The sequence below is a fragment of the Embleya sp. AB8 genome, assembly GCF_049739465.1.
Classification (GTDB): domain Bacteria; phylum Actinomycetota; class Actinomycetes; order Streptomycetales; family Streptomycetaceae; genus Embleya.
The window spans coordinates 172463-192174 of sequence record NZ_JBMHHY010000002.1; the positions used below are offsets into that span (position 1 = coordinate 172463).

The following is a 19712-nucleotide window of genomic DNA, read 5'->3' on the forward strand; positions in this document are numbered from 1 at the left end:
AGGACGGCACACGCCACGCACGAGGCACGCCAAAACCAACTCGCCCCGGCCGACACCTGAGCTCAACGCAGAGCAAGCCACGGCCGACTCTCCAACCCGGCCGACGCCCGAGCCCAACCCAGGGCGAGCCACGCCCGACACTCCAGCCCGGCCGGCGCTTGAGGCCACCCCAGGGCAAGTCACGCCCAAGGCGAGCCAAAAACAACTCAGCCCGGCCGGCGTTTGAGGCCAACGCAGGGCGAGTCACGCCCAAGGTGGGACGAAAACACTCCAGCCCGGCCGGCGCTCGAGGCCAAGCCAGGGCGAGCCACGCCCAAGGTGAGCCAAAATCAGCCCGGCCGGCGCTTGAGGCCAAGCCCGGCCGGCGATTAAGGCCAGAAACGGCCCGCCATCAAGCCGGCAAGGCCCGGTTCACGCTCGGCAGCGCCCGCCCACCCGCGAGCCGCGCCAGCGTCGTGTCCACCGAGTCGGGCGACAGGATCTGGTCCAACGCCATGAACGCACAGCCCGTGAGCCCCGCGGCCTCCCCCAACACACTGGGCACGATGCGCAGTTCGCGCGTGGCCACCGCCGTGGACCGCTTGTACACGACCTCCCGCACGCCCGCCAACAACGGATCACCCGCGTCGGCAAGGTCGCCACCCAGCACGACCACCGCCGGATTCAGCACGTTGACCACACTCGCCAGCACCTCACCGAGCATCCGCCCGGACTCGCGCACCAGCCGCACCGCCTCGGGCTGTCCCGCCGCCGCCAACGCCACGACGTCCCGCACGCTGGACACCTCGCGTCCGTCCGGGAAGCGTGCGCCGTGCGCGGCCAACGTCTCGATCAAGTGCCGCCCACTGGCCAGTACTTCGAGGCAGTCCACATTGCCGCACCAACACCGCACCCCGGTCCCGCCGGCCACCGGGATGTGCCCGATCTCGCCGGCCGCGCCGAGCGCGCCCCGGTAGACCTTGCCGTCGGCCACTATCCCCGCGCCGATACCGGTGGACGCCTTGACGAAGACCAGGTCGCCCGCGTCCGCCCGGGCCCGATACTCGCCGAGCGCCATCACGTTCACGTCGTTGTCCACGTAGACCGGTACCGGCAACCGGCGTTGCAACGTGGGGGCTATCGCCACCCCGTCCCATCCCGGCAGGGTCGGCGCACCGGCCGCCCGCCCGGTGTCCAACTCGACCGGCCCCGGCACCGCGACCCCGACCCCGCGCACCCGCGCCGGATCGAAACCCTCCTCCGCGAGCATCGTGTCGATCCAGTCCGGCAGGCCGGTCAGTACCGCATCCGGCCCGCCCTGGGCGGCCATCCGGGTCTCCCGGCTGGCCAGCACGCGCCCGGTCAGATCGCAGACCGCGAGCTGACCTCGGCTGCTGCCGAGCGAGGCGGCCAGCACCAGGCCGCCCTCGGGATTGAGTTCGAGGCGGATCGGCGGCCGGCCGCCGGTGGACACCCCGTCGGCGCGCTCGGCCAACAGCCCCGCGTCGACCAGTTCGTCGATCCGGGCCGCCACGGCGGATCGGGACAGCCCGGTGAGCCGGGCGACGTCCGCCCGGGTCTCGGCATCCCCTTCGCGCACCAGGCGAAGGACCTCGCCTGCACTGCTGTGCGGGATGGGGTTTGCGCGTCGGGCCATGCCATCCAGTGAACCAGGGCGGCTTTCCCTCGGTCAAAGCCCTAAGTTCACTACTTCGACACCCGAGCGTCACTCTTTTGCTTGCCAAGAGGCAAAAGTACCCCTAGTTTGGTACCCGAACCGGCAGAGCACGCCGCCGACAGCAGGGGCACGAAGACCGTGAGCGAGCAGAGGATCCACCCGACGGTGGCCGCAGTGACGGAGCGCATCGCGCGCCGCAGTGCCGCCACGCGTTCTGCTTACCTGGAGCGGATCCGGGCGGCGGCCTCCGAGGCGCCCGCCCGCGGTCAACTCGGTTGCGCGAACTTCGCGCACGGCTTCGCCGCCTGCTCGCCGAGCGAGAAGCTCGGGCTGCGCGGCGTCGGCCCGCAGGGTCCGGTCAAGCCCAACGTGGCGATCGTCTCCTCGTACAACGACATGCTCTCCGCGCACCAGCCGCTGCGCACCTACCCCGAGCAGCTCAAGGCCGCGGTCGCCGAGGTCGGCGGCGTGGCCCAGTTCGCCGGCGGCGTGCCCGCGATGTGCGACGGGATCACCCAGGGCCGCGCGGGCATGGAGCTGTCCCTGTTCAGCCGCGACGTGGTCGCGATGGCCGCCGCCGTGGCGCTCGCGCACGACATGTTCGACGGCGCGCTGATGCTCGGCGTGTGCGACAAGATCGTCCCCGGCCTGGTGATCGGCGCGCTGTCGTTCGGGCACCTGCCGACGATCTTCGTACCGGCCGGCCCGATGTCCTCGGGACTCCCGAACAAGGAGAAGGCCCGGGTCCGGCAGCGCTTCGCCGAGGGCAAGGTCTCCCGCGAGGAGTTGCTCGACGCCGAGGCGGGCGCCTACCACGGCATCGGCACCTGCACGTTCTACGGCACCGCCAACACGAACCAGCTGGTGATGGAGGTGCTCGGGCTGCACCTGCCGGGCGCCAGCTTCGTGCACCCCGACCAGCCGCTGCGCAAGGCGCTGACCGACGAGGCGGGTCGCCGGGTCGCGGCCACCACGTCGCTGGGCGACCCCACCTCGCTGGTCCGCGAGTACACGCCGATCGGCGAGGTGCTCGACGAGAAGGCGTGGGTCAACGCGGTGGTGGCACTGCTCGCCACCGGCGGTTCGACCAACCACACACTGCACCTGGTCGCGATGGCCGCCGCCGCCGGAATCACGCTCACCTGGGACGACTTCGCCGAGTTGTCCACCGCGGTGCCGCTGCTGACCCGGATGTATCCGAACGGCCCGGCCGACATCAACCACTTCCACGCCGCGGGCGGCACCGCGTTCCTGATCGGCACGCTGCTCGACGGCGGGCTGCTCAACGAGGACGTGCGCACCGTCGCGGGTGACGGGCTCAACCGCTACCGGCGCGAGCCGCAGCTGACCGAGGACGGCTCGATCGTCTGGGTCGAGGGCCCGACGGAGAGCCTGGACCTGGAGGTGCTGCGGCCGTACGACAAGCCGTTCGCGCCGGACGGCGGGCTGCGGATGTTGCACGGCGACCTCGGTCGCGCGGTGATCAAGGTGTCCGCGGTCGACCCGTCGCACCATGTGGTGACGGCACCTGTGCGGGTGTTCGACGGTCAGGCCGAGTTCCTCACCGCGTTCGAGCGGGGCGAGTTGGACCACGACCTGGTCGCCGTACTGCGCTACCAGGGCCCGCGTGCCAACGGCATGCCCGAGCTGCACAAGCTGATCCCCGCGCTGGGGGTGTTGCAGGACCGGGGCCACCACGTGGCGCTGGTCACCGACGGCCGGCTGTCCGGCGCGTCCGGGAAGATTCCGGCGGCGATCCACTGCACGCCCGAGGCGGCGGCCGGCGGCCCGATCGCCAAGGTCCGCGACGGCGACATCGTGACGGTGGACGCGGTCGCGGGGACGCTGACCATAGACGCCGACCTGAGTGAGCGTCAGGTCACCGGGGCGGCGCCGACGGATGCCGAATGGCTCGGTACCGGACGCGAGTTGTTCACCGCGTTGCGTGCCGGGGTGGGCCCGGCCGACCTGGGCGCGGGCGTGTTCGGCGCGGTCGCGGGCGGTGTGGCGTGAGCGCGACCGTGGCGCAGCCGACGCCCGAGCGGCCGTGGCTGGTCGCCGACATCGGCGGCACCAACGCGCGCTTCGCCGTGGTCAGCGAACCGGGCGGGCAGCCCGAGCGTGTCCTGGGCCTGCGCAGCGAGGACCACGTGGACCTGGCCGCCGCGATCGAGGACTACCTGGACCGCTCCGGCGCGGCCCGACCGAGCGCGATCTGCGCGGCGGTCGCGGGGCCCGTACACGGTGACCGGTTCCGGCTGACCAACGGCGCGTGGGTGTTGTCCATCGCGGAGACCCGGACCAAGCTCGGCGTGGCGGACCTGCACCTGATCAACGACTTCGAGGCGCTGGCCCTTTCCCTGCCGCACCTCGCCGGCGACGACCTGATCGTGGTCGGCGAGCGGCTGCCCGACCCGATGTTGCCGATGGCGGTGCTCGGTCCCGGTACCGGGCTCGGCGTGGCCGGTCTGGTGCCGATCCCGGGCGGCGGCTGGGTGCCGCTGCCGGGCGAGGGCGGGCACGTACTGCTGCGGCCGGCGCACGGTCCGGACGCCGCAGCCCTGGAGGTGCTGCGCGACGAGCGCGGCGGCCTGGGCACGGTGACCGCGGAGCACGTGCTGTCCGGTCCGGGACTGTGCCGGCTGCATCGCTGCACGGCCGCCGTGCACGGCGTCACCGCCGAGGCACTCAGCCCGGCGGACATCTCCGCCCGCGCGCTGGACGGCTCCGACAAGGTGTGCGTCGCGACGGTGGAGACCTTCTGCCGACTGCTCGGCACGTTCGCCGGTGGGGTGGCCCTGACGTTGGGCGCTCGCGGCGGTGTCTTCCTGGCCGGGGGCATCCTGCCCCGGATCACCGAGATGCTGCTCGAGAGCGAGTTCCGGATGGGCTTCGAGACCAACCCGACGATGGCGCCGTACCTGCACCGCATCTCCACCGCGCTCGTGGTGGCCCCGCATCCGGCCCTGCGCGGCGCGTCCGCGTGGTTGGACGCGCGCAGCACTCGACTCGTGGAGGTGGCGGCGTGAGCACGTCCGCTCTGGACCTGGCACCGGTGATCCCGGTGGTGATCGTGGACGACGTGGAGTCGGCCGTACCACTGGCGCGCGCGCTGGTGGCGGGTGGACTGCCGGCCGTCGAGGTCACCCTGCGCACGCCGGCGGCACTGGGCGCGATCGAGCGGATCGCGGCCGAGGTCGAGGGCGCGTTCGTGGGCGCCGGTACGGTGCTGACGCCGGATCAGGCCAAGGCGGCGGCGGCAGCCGGGGCCCGCTTCCTGGTCACGCCGGGCTGTACCGAGACGCTCTACGGGGCACTGGTCGAGACCGGGCTGTCCTTCCTGCCCGGGACGTCGACGGTGTCCGAGGTACTGCGGCTGCGCGAACTGGGCGTACGGGAAATGAAGTTCTTCCCGGCCGAGGCCTCGGGCGGCGCGCCGTACCTCAAGTCGCTGGCCTCGCCGGTGCCGGACGTGCGGTTCTGCCCGACGGGCGGAATCACCCCGGCGTCGGCCCCGACCTACCTGGCACTGCCGAACGTGGCGTGTGTCGGCGGGTCCTGGATGCTTCCCGCGGACGCGGTCGCCTCGCGCGACTGGACACGGGTGGAAAAGCTCGCTCGCGAAGCCTCCGGGCTGCGCGGGTAACAAATCGTCCCCTGGCGCGCTCTGCCCTGAGGTGCGCCAGGGGCACGGACCGCGGATGTTGGGCCGTATGAGGGTTCGGCCCACGAACGAGCAGGTCGTATGAGGGTTCGACCTGCGGAGACCGCGAATAGAGACCCGCTCTTCGGCGAGGAGAGCGGGTCTCTTCCTGTTTTGGGCGGCTTCGCCGCCGGCTCGCGAGGTGCCGCTTTTTTGCTCCCCCCGCTTCGCTCCTCCGCAAAAAAGCGGCACCTCGCTCGGGGCGCGGCGTCCCTCCGCTTCGCTCCGGGCCACCCCACCCAACCTTGCGGCTCCGCCGCTCTCCGCGCTTTGCGCGTCGATCACTTGGGGCGGCCCATCTCGTGGGCGCTGACGCGCCCGGTGGGGCGTCCCGGGTCGGGTACGCGGCCGAGGCGGGAGGCCGGGTCGCGGGTGGGGTGGGTGGTGAGCCGTGTTCGGAGCCGTCGCCGGGCCTCTCGGGCGGGCCGGACGAAGCGGTCGCCGGGGCCGGCTGTCCGGCGGCGAGCGCCGGCGCGTGGTGGTGGCCCCGGCCATCGTGCGCTGCCCCGGGTGCTGCTCCTGGGCGAGGCCGCGTCCCCCGGGTCGGGCGTCACGCCGAGGCCGCCGGCCGGGCCGTCGCCGACTACCTTCAAGATTGCCGGCAACCGGCCGCAACCCCCCTGGGGGGATGGGCGTCGTAACGGTTGAGAGCAAGCAAGACGGGAGCCCGGGATCGGGGCCCGCCACGGCATTCGGCTCCGCCTCGAAATTCTTCGGCACTTCTGTCTCCCGGGGGAGAACTCCGTCATGCACATGCCCGGTATGAACCATTTCACGAAGAAGGTCGCCATCTCCGGTGCGGCCGCCATCGCCTTCGCCCTCGCCACCCCGGTTCTGCCCGGCATGGCCGGAACTGCCTACGCCTGCGGGGGCGGCGGCGACTCCGGACCAGACACCACCGCGCGCACGGCCACCCAGGCGGACTGGGACAAGGTCTCCGCCACCCTGTCCGGTGTCCCGGCCAAGGTCACGCGGGGCAGCAGCTTCACCGCCAAGCTCACCGTGACCAACAACTCCAAGGTCGAACTCGGTCGCATCCCGGTGGGGGTCAGCCTCGGACTGCTCGACAACTCCATGAGCGCCCCCGACGGCCGGCTGCACCACGGCACCGCCAAGGACGTCTACATCAGCTACACGCCCCCCGGCCGAAGCCCGCAGACCCTCGCGGTCAAGCCCGGCTGCGACCCTGTCCTGAACGGACGGTTCGTCATCAGCGGCGGCGGCCACCCCGGCAGCAGCACCACCGTCGCGATCCGGGTCACCATCAAGGAGTCCACCCCGGTCCAGGTGGTCGACGGCCGGCTCAGCGCGGGCACCTTCCGAGGCGGCCAAGACTCCAAGGCGTTCACCCTCGCCAAGTCCACCCCGACCAAGCCCACCACCCCCGCCGAACCCACCCCCGCCAAGCCCACGCCGGCCAAGCCCGCCCCCGCGAAGCCCGTCGTCGACAAGGACGTCGCCAAGCCCGCCGTCCCGGTCACCGCGACCAGCCCGGCCGCCACACACTCGGCCGCGCCCACGACCGAGCCGCTGCCCGCCGCGCTGCCCAAGACCGGTGGACCGTCGCACCTGCCCGTGTTGGTCGGCGCCGCAGGTGGGCTCGTCCTGGTCGGCACCGCCACCATCGTCGTCACCAGGCGGCGCCGCAGTGCCGTCCCGACTGCCTGACGATCCGTCAATAACCGTGACGGCCCTGGGAGTTCCCTCTCCCGGGGCCGTCGTGTGGACGGCCGCCCGGGAAGCGACGCCGCCTACGCCGGATTCCGCGCCGGTTCCAACGTCCGCGCCGGTTTGACCACCTTGAGCAGCGGACCGGTCAGCGTCACCGCGAGCATCGCGGCGTCGTCCTCGAGGTTGCCGCCCACGTGGGCCAAGAGGCTTTGTTCGACCGCGTCCAGCATGGCCCCCGCGTCGTTGTGCGCGAATACCGCCAGGTGGCGGGCCAGCGCGTAGAACTCGCCGGCGGCGTCCCGGGCCTCGGTGACGCCGTCCGTGTGCAGCAGCAGGACGTCGCCGGGGCGGAAGGGGACCTGCTCGACGCGGCGGGCGGTGGCGGCCGGCAGCAGGCCCATGCCGAGCGGCAGACCCGCCTCGGCGATCACCTCGCCGACCGTGCCGCTGCGCACCAGCAGCGGGGACGGGTGGCCGCACGCGAGCACCTGCATCGTGCCCTCCCCGGGGCACAGTTCGACCATCACGGCGGTGACGAAGTCCTCGGCGCCGAGTTGCCGATTCAGGCTCCGGTCCACCCGGACGCCGACCTCGTCCAGGGTCGGCGCGTCATAGGCCGCCTCGCGGAACGCGCCCAGCGTTCGGGCCGCCATGTCCACCGCCTCCAGGCCCTTGCCCCGCACGTCGCCGAGCAGCACGCGCACCCCGTAGGGCGTCTCCAGCACCTCGTACAGATCCCCGCCGATCGACGCCTCCTCGGCCGCCGCCCGATAGCGGACCGCGAAGCCGAACCGGCCGATCTTCCTGGGCACCGGTCGCAGCAGCGCGCGCTGGGCCACCTCGGCCACCGACTGCACACGGTGCAGCCGGGCGTCCTGGCGCCGCCGTTCCCAGCCGACCCAGCAGCCGAACAGCGTCACGATCAGGATCGCGGCCGAGACGCCGGTGGAGTTCTTGTAGTCGCCGTTCTGCAGCTGCGGGTGCAGGAGCAGCCGGGTGACCAGGGCGATCAGTCCGGCCGCCGCGGTCAGCCACGGCCGGTAGGCCATCGCCACCACCGCCGGGACCGCGATCAGCACCGCGTGCATGTCCAGGTAGTCCGGGGCGAACACCCGACTCACCAGCACCGCCACGTACAAGCCCACTGCCACCGGAACTGCTCGGCTAGCGGGGAGGGCCAGGGCAGGCATGTGTCGGGACCTTTCGTTGACGCGCAGGGGGGACGTACCGACGACCGACTCCAACCATCGTCACCCGCGCCGAGGCACCTGGACAGGGGCGAAGGTCCCATTAGGTTCAAAACGTATCCAAACCTGGCCAAACAGGCACTTGACAGTGCCGCCATTCGGGTTCGAACCCGGGCCATTCCCAGGCCATATGCTGCGCGCATGCCCCGTGACTCCGGCCCCACCAGGCGCCGCATCGTCGAGGCCGCCGAGCTGTTGTTCGCGCGGCACGGGCTCGACGTGCCGTTGCAGGACATCACCCGCGCGGCCGGGCAGCGCAACGCCGGCGCGATCCACTACCACTTCGGCGGCCGCGAGGGATTGTTGCGCGCGATCGTCGAACAGCACGTCCCGGTGGTGTACGCGCGCCGCCAGGAGCTGCTGGCCGGCGCCCGGGAGCAACCGGCGGACCTGGCCGGCTTCGCGCGCGCGCTCGTGCTGCCGATCACCGAGCTGCTCAACGGCTCGCCGGCCGATCGGGCCTATCTGCAGATCTCGGTGGAACTGCTGCGCGATCCGAGCTCGCCGGTCACCCCGCTGCTCGGCGGCGCGGACGTCCAGGACGTGGTGGACGCGGTCGCGGCGGCCCGGCCGGAGCTGGGCTCGACGGCGCTGCAGACCCGGACGTTCCTGGTCACCCAGATGGTCGGGATGTTGTGCGCGGCCCGCGCGGCGCGATACAGCCGACCGCCCCGCCCGGACGCGATCGTGGCGACCGGCCTGCTCGGCCCGGACGCCTTCGACGACCACCTGACGGCGATCGTCGCGGGCGCGCTGGCCGGCGGCTGAGCCACCCGCGCGACCCGGCACCCGACGCGCCCCGATCCGACCCGGCCCGGGTCCGGCTGAGCCCAGCCCACACCGCGGAATCCCTTGACTCCTTCGACCCCTCGTATTAAACACACTCTTTAATTAACTGAATCCTGCGCAAGGGCTCGCCGAGGGAAGGAACGCCGTGGCGAACTACGACGTGGTCATCAAGGGCGGCATCGTCGTCGACGGTTCGGGAGGCCCGCGTTTTCGCGGCGACATCGCGATCACCGACGGGGTGATCAGCCGGATCGGCCGGATCGCGGCGGCGGACGCGGATCGGGTGATCGACGCGAGCGGCCTGATCGTCGCGCCCGGCTTCATCGACCTGCACACCCACTACGACGGCCAGGTCTTCTGGGACCCCTACCTGACCACGTCCGGGCCGCACGGGGTGACCTCGGTGGTCACCGGGAACTGCGGCTTCGGCTTCGCGCCGGTGCGCGAGGACATGCGCGAGCGCGCGATGTTGTCGATGACCGCCGTCGAGGACATCCCCACCGAGACGCTGCGCGAGGGCATGCCGTGGGACTGGGTCACCTTCCCCGACTACCTGGACAGCGTCGAGCGCACCCCCAAGGCGGTCAACGTACTCCCGTACGTACCGGTGAACCCGCTGCTGATCTGGGTACTCGGCCTGGACCGGGCCAAGGCCGGCGCCGAGCCCACCGACGCCGAACACGCGGAGCTGGCCCGCCTGTTGGCCGAGGCGATGGACGCCGGCGCGGGCGGCTGGTCGGCGCAGTGCCTGGGTGAGCCGGGCAACCCGAACGGGCGGCTGATGCAGGGCGACTTCGACGGCACGCCGATGCCCACCGACATCATGTGGCCGCAGACCCGTCTCGTACTGGCCGAGGTACTGGGCCGGCAGGGACGCGGCTTCATGCAACTGTCCGGGACACAGATCACCGAGGCCGAGTACGAACACCTGGTCGAGGTCAGCGGCCGACCGCTGATCTGGAACGCGGTGATCGCCAATTCGCGCAGCGGCGGGCTGTACAAGCGCAAGATCGAGTGGTTGCGCAGCTGCCAGGAGCGCGGCATCCCGATCTACGGCCAGGCGATGACCACCGACGTCCCGGTGCCGTTCAGCTTCCTGTACGGCGGCGTCTCCACTCGCCCGCCGGTGGCCACGATCTTCGCGGCCGAGACGGTCGAGGAGAAGATCGCGCTGCTGAACGATCCAACCGTGCGGGCCGAACTGCGGGAATTCGACCCGCTGTTCTACCACCTCTACCCGGACATGAAGCTGCACCGCACGTTCACCGAGGACTACCGACGGTTCGAGGGCCGGTCGTTCAAGGAGATCGGCGCGGAGTTGGACCGGCATCCGGTGGACGTGCTGTGCGACGTGACGATCGCGGACGGGCTGCGCACCGAGGTGCACACCGGCCAGTTCAACGCGACCTTGGCGGGATTGAAGGAACTCGTCGACTACGAATACCTGCTCCCCGGGCTGTCCGACGGCGGCGCGCACCTGAAGACGCTGAGCGCGGGCATGTACGGGACGGAGTACCTCGTCGAATACGTCCGCAAGCACGCCTGGACCTCATTGGAGCAGGCCCACTGGCGGCTCTCCGCGCTGCCCGCCCGCTGTGCCGGATTCACCGACCGAGGGGTGCTGACCGAGGGCGCCGCGGCCGACATCATCGTCTACGACTACGACGAACTGGCCTATGGCGACCCGAAGTTCGTCCACGATCTGCCGGCCGGCCAACTTCGCACGGTGATCGACGCCAAGGGCTACCGCTACATCCTGGTCAACGGCCGGGTCACCGTCGAGAACGACGAGCCCACCGGCACGCACAGCGGCCGACTGCTGCGCCACGGCGGCCGATAGCGGCGATCCCGGTGGGAACGGGGCATGAACGCGGCCCGCTCGGGGGTAAGCATGCGGCACGACGAGCAAGGGAGCGCGATGTCGAAGAAGACCCGCAAGCGCAAGTCCCGCCGCAAGCACCGGGCCAATCACGGCCACCGCCCGTCCTGACCGACTCCACCCGGCGCCGACGACCACACGGGTCGTCGGCGCCGCTGTGGTTCAGCCGTACATTCGGCGCATCGCGAAGGCGATCATCTGCTCTATCGCCTTGGCGTCGAACATCACCCGGTGCTCGCCGTCCAGGTCCAGGACGAAGCCGTAGCCGTTGGGGAGCAGGTCCAGCACCTCTGCACCGGTCACGGTGAAGTGGCGGGACTCCTCGCCGGCGTACTTCTTCAGCTCGGCGAGCGAGCTGAACATCGGGATCACCGGCTCGGGGGTGTTGTGCAGCGCCAGGAAGCCCGGCCGGTCGCCTCTGGGGCAGAAGACCTTCGACGCGATGAAGATGGACTGGAAGTCCTCGCCGTTCATGACGCCCGTGGCGAACGCGCGCACGGCGTCGGTGAGCGCCGGCGCCTCCGCCCGGGCCTGGGGTTCTTCCGTTGCGTAGCCGTACACACCACGAGGCTAGCGGGTCGGCGGCCCGGGTTTGCGCCCTCCGCCGAGACGGTCATCGGTACCTGGTGGTAACCCGATGGGAACCTCCTGGGCATTGAAAAAGTTACCCATGGGTACGATCATTATGTTACTGACCAGTACACTCGGATTCAGTGCGGTTCGGTTCGACCGGATCAACCAGTCAGTCCACACGACGCAACCACGGGCGGAGCCTGTCATGGGTCACTACAAGTCGAATCTCCGCGACCTGGAGTTCAACCTGTTCGAGGTCTTCGGGCGCGAGCAGGTCTATGGCACGGGTCCGTTCGCGGACATGGATGTCGAAACCGCGAGGTCGATCCTGGCCGAGGTGGAACGCCTCGCGGTCAACGATCTCGCCGATTCCTTCGCGGAGGCCGACCGCAACCCACCGGTCTTCGATCCCGCGACGCACTCGGCCACGCTGCCCGAGGCGTTCAAGAAGTCGTACAAGGCCTACATGGACTCGGAGTGGTGGCGCCTCGCGCTCCCCGAGAGCATGGGCGGCACCAACTGCCCGCGTTCGCTGCGCTGGTCGGTGGCCGAGCTGGTGCTCGGCGCCAACCCGGCGCTGTGGATGTACGCGGCGGGCCCCGACTTCGCCCAGGTGCTGCACACGCTCGGCACCGAGGAGCAGCGCAAGGTGGCCGGCTTCATGGTCGACCGCCAGTGGGGCTCCACCATGGTGCTGACCGAGCCCGACGCGGGTTCGGACGTCGGCGCCGGCCGAACCAAGGCGGTCCGCCAGGAGGACGGCACCTGGCACATCCGGGGCGTCAAGCGCTTCATCACCTCGGGCGACCAGGACATCACCGAGAACATCATCCACCTGGTGCTCGCGCGCCCGGAGGGTGCCGGCCCCGGTACCAAGGGCCTGTCGCTGTTCGTGGTGCCCAAGTTCCACTTCGACCCGGAGACCGGCGAACTCGGCGAGCGCAACGGCGCGTTCGTCACCAACGTCGAGCACAAGATGGGCCTGAAGGTCTCCACGACCTGCGAGCTCACCTTCGGCGAGCACGGCGTCCCGGCGGTCGGCACGCTGGTCGGCGAGGTGCACAGCGGCATCGCGCAGATGTTCAAGATCATCGAGTACGCGCGGATGATGGTCGGCACGAAGGCCATCGCGACGTTGTCCACCGGCTACCTCAACGCGCTGGAATACGCGAAGGAGCGCTACCAGGGCGCCGACCTCGCGCAGATGACGAACAAGGCCGCGCCGCGCGTGACCATCACCCACCACCCGGACGTGCGCCGCTCGTTGCTCACCCAGAAGGCATACGTCGAGGGCATGCGCGCCCTGGTGCTGTACGCCGCCGCGTGGCAGGACCGGATCGAGGGTGCCGCGCTCGTCGGCGCCGGCGACGAGACCGCGGACCGGGTCAACGACCTGCTGCTGCCGATCGTCAAGGGCTACGGCTCGGAGAAGTCGTACGAGCAGCTCGCACAGTCGCTGCAGATCTTCGGCGGTTCGGGCTTCCTCCAGGAATACCCGATCGAGCAGTACATCCGCGACGCCAAGATCGACACCCTCTACGAGGGCACCACGGCGATCCAGGGGCAGGACTTCTTCTTCCGGAAGATCGTCCGCGACCAGGGCAAGGCGCTGACCGTGGTGGCTGGCGAGATCCAGGAGTTCATCGCCGCACACGCCGAGGGCGAACTGGCCGCGGAGGTCGCGTTGCTCGCGACCGCCGCCGAGGACGTGCAGGGCATGGTCGCCGCGATGATCAACCAGCTGATGGCGTCCGAGCAGGAGATCGACTCGATCTACAAGGTCGGCCAGAACACCACGCGGCTCCTGCTGGCCGCCGGTGACCTGGTGGTCTCCTGGCTGCTGCTGCGGCAGGCGTCGGTGGCGCTCACCAAGCTGGCCGGGACGCCGGGGCGGGACGAGGCGTTCTACCGGGGCAAGGTGGCCGCGGCGAAGCACTTCGCCCGCGAGATCCTGCCGTTGCTGACGCCGCAGCGGTTGATGGTGGAGCAGATCGACAACACGATCATGGAACTGCCCGAAGCGGCGTTCTAGTCGCACGGGTTCGATCTCGAACGCCGGGCGGGCCGAATTCGGCCCGCCCGGCGTTCGGCGTTCCCGGGACCGGTGCCGAAATCCGCGCCTGGGCCTCCCGGGATCGTGGGTCGTAGGCTCTGGGGCGGAGACCCCGCAACGATCTTTCGCGGCCGATCGGTCGTGGACCTTGGAGTATGTATGAGTTCGCCTCGCTTCGACCGGAGTCACACCGACGATCTGATCGAGTTCGTCGGCGCCAGTCCCTCCCCCTACCACGCGGCGGCGAACGTGGCCGCCCGGCTGGAGGCCGCGGGCTTTCGCCGGCTCGCGGAGACGGCCGCGTGGGACGGCGAGGCGGGTGGGCGGTACGTGCTGCGCGGGGGCGCGGTGGTGGCCTGGTACGTACCGGAGGGGGCCGAGCCGACGCGTGGCTTCCGGATCGTCGGGGCGCACACCGACTCGCCGACTCTGCGGGTCAAGCCGCTACCCGACACCGGTACGGTCGGCTGGCGGCAGATCGCCGTCGAGATCTACGGCGGCCCGCTGTTGAACTCCTGGCTGGACCGCGACCTCGGGCTCTCCGGCCGGCTCGCGCTGCGCGACGGCGGCGAGCGACTGGTGTTCGTCGACCGACCGCTGCTGCGCGTACCGCAGTTGGCGATCCACCTGGACCGCTCGGTGAACGAGGCCGGCCTCCAGTTGGACAAGCAGCAGCACATGACCCCGATCTGGGGACTGGGCCCGGTGGACGAGGGCGCGCTGATCCGGTTCGTGGCCGAGGAGACCGGGGTCGCGGCGGGCGACGTGATCGGGTGGGACCTGATGGTCCACGACGTGCAGAAGCCGAGCTACCTGGGCCGCGATCGCGAACTGCTCGCGTCGCCGCGGCTGGACAACCTGCTGTCCGTGCACGCGGGCCTGGCCGCGCTGCTCGCCGCCGCGCACGAGGGGGTGGCGCACATCCCGGTGTTCGGCGCGTTCGACCACGAGGAGACCGGCAGCGCGTCCACGACCGGGGCCGCCGGACCGCTCCTGGAGACGGTGCTGAGCCGGATCGTCAGCTCGCGCGGCGGCTCGCCCGACGACCGGGCCCGGGCGTTCGCCGACTCGTTCCACCTCTCCAGCGACGTCGGGCACGCGGTACACCCGAACTACGTCGGCCGGCACGAGCCCGGTCACCACCCGGTGCCCAACGGCGGGCCGATCCTGAAGGTCAACACCAACCAGCGCTACGCCACCGACGCGCGCGGTCGGGCCGAGTGGACGTTGGCCTGCGAGCGGGCGGGCGTACCGGCGCAGATCTTCGTCGGGCTCAACTCGATCCCGTGCGGCTCCACCATCGGGCCGATCACCGCGACCCGGCTCGGCATCGAGACGGTGGACGTGGGTGTGGCGTGTCTGTCGATGCACTCCGCGCGCGAACTGTGCGGCGCCGACGACCCGTTCCTGTTGGCGTCGGCGGCGGCGGCGTTCCTGGCGGGCTGAACCCGGACGGGTCGGCGCGGTTGCGTTGCACTTGGCTCGGGAGGTGTACCCGCCCGCTCCACCCGTTGCGTTCGGCTCGATGGCTGCGGGATTTGAGGCTGCGGGGCGGGCTGGTCCGGCCCCGCAGCCCCCGCCCGGGGTGGCGACCGGGTTTGGTGGCTTGGCTGCGGTTTCGAGGCGGGCCTTTCCCGGGGCGCCGGCGGTGGCTGTGCCCCGGCGCGTCAGCGACCCCGAGATGGGTTGCCCCGAGTGATCGACGCGCGGAGCGCGGAGAGCGGCGGAGCCGCGCGCCGGCGGCGAAGCCGCCCAATGACTACGTGTGCGGCATGCGGATCTTGCGGACGCGGTGGGCGGCGGATTCGACGATGGTCAGGTATAGGTCCTCGTCCAGGTCCGCCACCACCGCGACCGCGGCAGGTTCGGCCAGGTCGGTGAGCAGGGTGGAGACGTAGCCGTCGGTGGGGTCGTAGCGGCGCAGCGCGCCGTTGTAGGTGTCGGCGATCAGCACCGAGCCGTCGGGCAGCGTGTCCACGCCCAACGGGTGTTGGAACAGCGCGTGTTCGGCCGGGCCGTCGCGGCGGCCGAAGTCGAACAGGCCGCGGCCGACCACCGTTTCGATGCCGCCGTCCACCAGCCGGCGCAGCGCCGAGCTCTCCGCGTCCACCAGCCACAGGGTGTGCCCGTCGGGCGACACCGCCAGGCCCGAGGGCTGGGCGAAGCAGGCCGTGTCGACCGGGCCGTCCGCCATGCCCTCGTCGGCGGTGCCGGCCAGCACCGCGACCCCCTCGCCGACCGGGTCGAACTCCCACAGCTGGTGCACACCCGCCATCGCCACGATGATCCGGCCGCCGAACCAGGCCACGTCCCACGGGCTGGAGAGGTCGATCGTGCGGGCCGCGCCGTCGTCGGCCGCGCCGCGCCGACGTTTGCGGCCGGTGCCCGCCACCGTGCGGATCGACCCGGTGGCCAGCGAGACGCCGCGCAGCGCGTGGTTGGCGGTGTCCGCGACCACCACGTCGTAGCGCACATGCGCGGCCACCTCCGGCGGCAATACGGCCATCCCGTGCGGCTCGGCCAGCATCGCGTGCCGGGGCCCGCCGTCGAGCAGCCCGCGCCGCCCCGTACCGATCCGGCGCAACACCGTGCGCCCGTCGTCGGAGAGTTCGGCCAGCGAGTGGTGCCCGGTGTCGGCGACCAGAAGCGCCCCGGACGGCAACCGCAACACCTGGCCCGGGAAGCGCAGGTCGGTGCGCGGCGCATCGGGCCGGTCGTACTCCTCGCCGGCCCGGCGCAGCGTGCCCTTGCCCTCGTGCTCGACCACCAGGTCGGCGATCAGCGCCGCGAGCTCGGCCGCGTGCCCCTCGCCGGAGAACCGGGCGACCACGTAGCCCTCGGGGTCGACGAGCACCAGCGTCGGCCATACGTGCACCGCGTACTGCTTCCAGGTGCTCGACTCCGGGTCGTCCAGGACCGGGTGCCGTACCTCGTGCCGCTGCACCGCGCGGACCACCGTGTCGTGCTCGGCCTCGTACTCGAACTTGGGCGAGTGCACACCGAGTACGGTCAGCACGTCGCGGTGTCGCTCCTCCAGGCCGCGCAGTTCGGCGAGTACGTGGTGGCAGTTCACGCAGGCCGAGGTCCAGAAGTCGAGGAGCACGATCCGCCCGCGCAGTTCGGCCAACGTCGGGCCGGGGCCCTCGGTGTTGATCCAGCCGCCGGACCCGGACAACTCGGGGGCCCGGGCCCGGGCCGGTCTCGCGCTGCTCATGATCCGAAGTGAACCATCCGGGTCGGCCGCCGGCGGCCGGCTCGCGCGGACCGAGACCGTGCCCCACCCGACCGGGCGTATCCGCGCCCGTCGCACGCCGGCGCGGCACAGCCGAACGGACGCCCGCGACTGAACGCCCCCGTTTCGGGCACTGTGCCGACAAGGTGGACGAACCATGGAGGCAGCGGTGTTCGGGGACGAGTACGACGGAGCGCAGCTCTATCCGGGCGCGGCGCCCGGTCGCTATCTGGTGCGCGAGCGGATGTTCGCGATCGGGGACGACTTCTGGGTCACCGACGAGGCCGGCGAGAAGGTCTACCTGGTCGACGGCAAGGCGTTGACCCTGCACGACCGGTTGGACCTCAAGGACGCGGCGGGCACGGTGTTGGCGACGGTGAAGAAGAAGATCGTCGCGATCCACCACACGATGAAGGTCGAGGACGCGACCGGCGCGACGGTGGCCACCGTGCGCAAGAAGATGTTCACCCCGCTGCACGAGGCGTTCGGGGTGGAGCTCGCGGTCGGCGGCGAACTCGCGGTGCGCGGCAACATGTTCCACCACGAGTACGGCATCACCGGTCCGCACGGCCCGGTCGCCCAGGTCACCCGCAAGTGGCTGCGGGTGCGCGACACCTACGCGGTGGACATCGCGCCCGGATGGGACCATGCGTTGATCATCGCGATCGCGGTGTGCGTGGACCGGTTGAGCGACGACGAGCACGACGACGACTGAACCGGGCTCGACCGGGCCGGGCATAGAAGGGCCGGCTCCCCCACGTTTGTTCGGGTGAGAGGGGGCACGGTTGAGATCCCACGGGGAAGAGGAGTTCCGGGCCTTCGTCGCGGAGCGTCGGACGGCTCTGGTGCGCACCGCGTACCTGCTGTGCGGCGATCGCGACGAGGCCGAGGACCTGGCCCAGGTCACGCTGACCAAGACGTATACGTCCTGGGCGCGGGTGGCCTCGGTCGAGAATCCGGACGCCTACGTGCGCCGGATCATGGTGAACACCAATCTGTCCAGGGTGCGTCGCCGGCGGGTGACGCACTTCCTCACCGACCGGCTGCCGGAGCGTGCCGGGCCGGATTCGACCGGTGGCGTGGCCGAACGCAGCGTGCTGATGGCCGCGTTGGCCCGGTTGCCGGCGGGTCGGCGGGCGGCGGTGGTGCTGCGCTACTGGGAGGACCGCTCGGAGTCCGAGGTCGCGCAGATCCTCGGGTGTGCGGTCGGCACGGTACGCAGCCAGACGTTCAAGGGACTCGCCCAATTGCGCAAGGATCCTCAACTCGCCGATCTGATCCCGCGTCAGACGGAACCCTCGACTTCGGACACGGAGGTGCGGCCATGGCCGACGACGGCACCGCACTGAGGGAGGCGTTCATGGCAGAGATTCGGGCGACCGAGCTGACTCCGCCGACGGCGGAGGCGGCGATCGAGCGGGCGGGCAGGCCGCGCAGGTGGCGCGGGTTCACGGTGGGGGCGACCCTGGCGACCGCGTTGGTGGTGGGCGGCGGCGGTGCGGTCATCGCCGGGGGTGTGCTGGACGAGAAGGGCCAGTCCACCGACATCGTCTCGGCCGACGGCGGCACCAGGCCGCCCGGTGCGGGCCCGGACATCGTGGGTGCGGGCGTGGTGGCCGGGAAACCGTGGAAGTTCCGAGCCTGGACGGAGGGTCCGACACGTACCTGCTACGACGAGGTCGAGAAGCAGTTGTTCCCGGAAACGATGTCGTGCGAAGAATCCCCCGGCCGGACCGCGCAGAGCAAGGCCGCCGAACGGAACCGCTTCGGCGGCGGCGGCACGACCGGCCGGGTCCAGGGGCAGAAGAACCTTTTCGCGGCGGTGTTCCAGGCCGAGGTGTCTCCCGACGTGGACCACTTGGAGGTCACCTGGAAGGGGTCCAAGGAACCCGTGGTGATCCGCCCCGTACAGATCGACCCCACCACGCGCGTCTACGTCCTCGTGGTGACCTCCCACACCGCCGACCCCGCGTACGACCTCAAGGCGTATGACGCGGCGGGCAAGGAGATCAAGAACATCAACCTGTAGACCGCAGACCCGCGCGGACTCAGAACACCCGGTTCCGCAACACCGGGAAGTCCTCCCGGGTCTTGGTCACCAACGCCGGGTCGATCTCGGCGGTCAGCACGGTCTGTTCGGTGCCCGCCTCGGCGACGATCTCGCCCCACGGGTCGATCACCATGCTGTGTCCGCCCATCGCCAGGCCGCCCTGCTCGCCGGTGACGTTGCAGGCGAGTACGAACATCTGGTTCTCGATCGCGCGGGCGCGGGCCAGCACCCGCCAGTGCTCGACCCGCCGCGCCGGCCACGCGGCGGGCAGCACCAGCACCTCCGCGCCCGCGTCCAGGATTCGTCGGAACAGCTCCGGGAAGCGCAGGTCGTAGCAGGTCGCCAAACCCACCTCGGCCCACGGCAGGCGCACCTGCGCGATCTCGGTGCCGCGCGAGATCCGGGTGGCCTCGCCGTCGGTGAAGCCGAACCGGTGGATCTTGCGATAGGTGGCCCGCAATGCGCCGTCCGGGTCGAAGACCAGCGACGTGTTGTAGAGCTCGTCGTCCGCGCCGCGCTCGATGATGCTGCCCGCGTGCAGCCACACCCCGGCGTCGCGGGCCGCGCGGGCCATGGTCTGCGCGAACGGGCCGCGCACCCCCTGGGCATCGCTCTCCCAGCCGTCGTAGACCCAACCGATGTGCCACCACAACTCGGGCAGCACCACCAGATGATCGCCGCGCCGACTGCGCACCAGAGCCGAGACCTCGGCCAGTCGTTCCCGGGCCGGCACCGCCGGATCGACGTCGAGTTGTACGAGCGAAACGCGCACTTTCCCCTCACCTACACCGCTTGCTTCCCGCGAACGGGCTGACCACGGGATCCTTTGCAGCGTAACGTGCCTGCCGGGATCCCGGA

Annotated in this window: 16 protein-coding genes and 1 pseudogene; 12 read left to right on the plus strand and 5 right to left on the minus strand. The window is 71.0% G+C overall.

Annotated elements, in window-relative coordinates; genetic code table 11:
* Window positions 1-391: 391 nt before the first annotated feature.
* Window positions 392-1636 carry an ROK family transcriptional regulator gene (locus ABIA38_RS03755; protein ID WP_424636934.1) on the minus strand — a complete coding sequence of 415 codons (1245 nt, stop codon included), beginning with the start codon at window positions 1634-1636 and terminating at the stop codon, window positions 392-394.
* A 174-nt stretch (window positions 1637-1810) separates the two neighbouring features.
* Between ABIA38_RS03755 and edd the strand changes: the two genes are divergently transcribed.
* From edd to ABIA38_RS03775, 4 genes are all read left to right on the plus strand, one after another.
* Window positions 1811-3670: a phosphogluconate dehydratase gene (edd, locus tag ABIA38_RS03760; RefSeq protein WP_424637174.1), complete on the plus strand. Its 1860-nt coding sequence runs from the start codon at window positions 1811-1813 to the stop codon at window positions 3668-3670.
* Window positions 3667-4686: a glucokinase gene (glk, locus tag ABIA38_RS03765; protein WP_424636935.1), complete on the plus strand. Its 1020-nt coding sequence runs from the start codon at window positions 3667-3669 to the stop codon at window positions 4684-4686. The genes edd and glk overlap by 4 nt, the downstream gene beginning before the upstream one ends.
* Complete coding sequence (eda, locus tag ABIA38_RS03770; protein ID WP_424636936.1) at window positions 4683-5303, plus strand: bifunctional 4-hydroxy-2-oxoglutarate aldolase/2-dehydro-3-deoxy-phosphogluconate aldolase; 621 nt, start codon at window positions 4683-4685, stop codon at window positions 5301-5303. The genes glk and eda overlap by 4 nt, the downstream gene beginning before the upstream one ends.
* An 819-nt stretch (window positions 5304-6122) precedes the next feature.
* Window positions 6123-7028: an LPXTG cell wall anchor domain-containing protein gene (locus tag ABIA38_RS03775; RefSeq protein ID WP_424636937.1), complete on the plus strand. Its 906-nt coding sequence runs from the start codon at window positions 6123-6125 to the stop codon at window positions 7026-7028.
* An 83-nt stretch (window positions 7029-7111) separates the two neighbouring features.
* Here ABIA38_RS03775 and ABIA38_RS03780 read toward each other — a convergent pair whose 3' ends face one another.
* Window positions 7112-8182: a PP2C family protein-serine/threonine phosphatase gene (locus ABIA38_RS03780; RefSeq protein WP_424636938.1), complete on the minus strand. Its 1071-nt coding sequence runs from the start codon at window positions 8180-8182 to the stop codon at window positions 7112-7114.
* 237 nt (window positions 8183-8419) lie between these two features.
* Here ABIA38_RS03780 and ABIA38_RS03785 point away from each other — a divergent pair, with 237 nt between their 5' ends.
* The 3 genes from ABIA38_RS03785 to ABIA38_RS03795 all read left to right on the plus strand — a co-directional run bounded on the left by ABIA38_RS03785 (window position 8420) and on the right by ABIA38_RS03795 (window position 11057).
* Complete coding sequence (locus tag ABIA38_RS03785; protein ID WP_424636939.1) at window positions 8420-9046, plus strand: TetR/AcrR family transcriptional regulator; 627 nt, start codon at window positions 8420-8422, stop codon at window positions 9044-9046.
* 166 nt (window positions 9047-9212) lie between these two features.
* Window positions 9213-10907: an N-acyl-D-amino-acid deacylase family protein gene (locus ABIA38_RS03790; RefSeq protein WP_424636940.1), complete on the plus strand. Its 1695-nt coding sequence runs from the start codon at window positions 9213-9215 to the stop codon at window positions 10905-10907.
* Between the two features lie 24 nt (window positions 10908-10931).
* Window positions 10932-11057: a hypothetical protein gene (locus ABIA38_RS03795; protein ID WP_424636941.1), complete on the plus strand. Its 126-nt coding sequence runs from the start codon at window positions 10932-10934 to the stop codon at window positions 11055-11057.
* Window positions 11058-11108: 51 nt separating this feature from the next.
* On the opposite strand, the gene ABIA38_RS03800 is transcribed toward ABIA38_RS03795, so the two are convergent.
* Complete coding sequence (locus tag ABIA38_RS03800; RefSeq protein ID WP_078976240.1) at window positions 11109-11507, minus strand: SseB family protein; 399 nt, start codon at window positions 11505-11507, stop codon at window positions 11109-11111.
* A 217-nt stretch (window positions 11508-11724) separates the two neighbouring features.
* Here ABIA38_RS03800 and ABIA38_RS03805 point away from each other — a divergent pair, with 217 nt between their 5' ends.
* Window positions 11725-13551, plus strand: coding sequence for an acyl-CoA dehydrogenase (locus ABIA38_RS03805; RefSeq protein WP_424636942.1), 1827 nt, complete (start codon window positions 11725-11727; stop codon window positions 13549-13551).
* A 180-nt stretch (window positions 13552-13731) separates the two neighbouring features.
* Complete coding sequence (locus tag ABIA38_RS03810; RefSeq protein ID WP_424636943.1) at window positions 13732-15018, plus strand: M18 family aminopeptidase; 1287 nt, start codon at window positions 13732-13734, stop codon at window positions 15016-15018.
* Window positions 15019-15340: 322 nt separating this feature from the next.
* On the opposite strand, the pseudogene ABIA38_RS03815 reads toward ABIA38_RS03810, so the two are convergent.
* Window positions 15341-16786: pseudogene (locus ABIA38_RS03815) on the minus strand (thioredoxin-like domain-containing protein); the annotation flags it as partial.
* A gap of 175 nt (window positions 16787-16961) precedes the next feature.
* Between ABIA38_RS03815 and ABIA38_RS03820 the strand changes: the two are divergent.
* The 3 genes from ABIA38_RS03820 to ABIA38_RS03830 all read left to right on the plus strand — a co-directional run bounded on the left by ABIA38_RS03820 (window position 16962) and on the right by ABIA38_RS03830 (window position 18833).
* Window positions 16962-17519: an LURP-one-related/scramblase family protein gene (locus tag ABIA38_RS03820; protein WP_424636944.1), complete on the plus strand. Its 558-nt coding sequence runs from the start codon at window positions 16962-16964 to the stop codon at window positions 17517-17519.
* 70 nt (window positions 17520-17589) lie between these two features.
* Window positions 17590-18153 (plus strand): SigE family RNA polymerase sigma factor, encoded by a 564-nt coding sequence (locus ABIA38_RS03825; protein ID WP_424636945.1) that lies wholly within the window; start codon window positions 17590-17592, stop codon window positions 18151-18153.
* Window positions 18154-18164: 11 nt separating this feature from the next.
* Window positions 18165-18833 carry a hypothetical protein gene (locus tag ABIA38_RS03830; protein ID WP_424636946.1) on the plus strand — a complete coding sequence of 223 codons (669 nt, stop codon included), beginning with the start codon at window positions 18165-18167 and terminating at the stop codon, window positions 18831-18833.
* A 19-nt stretch (window positions 18834-18852) separates the two neighbouring features.
* Here the strand turns inward: ABIA38_RS03830 and ABIA38_RS03835 are convergent, their stop codons facing one another.
* Entirely contained in the window at window positions 18853-19626 is a 774-nt protein-coding gene (locus ABIA38_RS03835) for a carbon-nitrogen family hydrolase (RefSeq protein WP_424636947.1), read from the minus strand.
* Window positions 19627-19712: the final 86 nt, after the last annotated feature.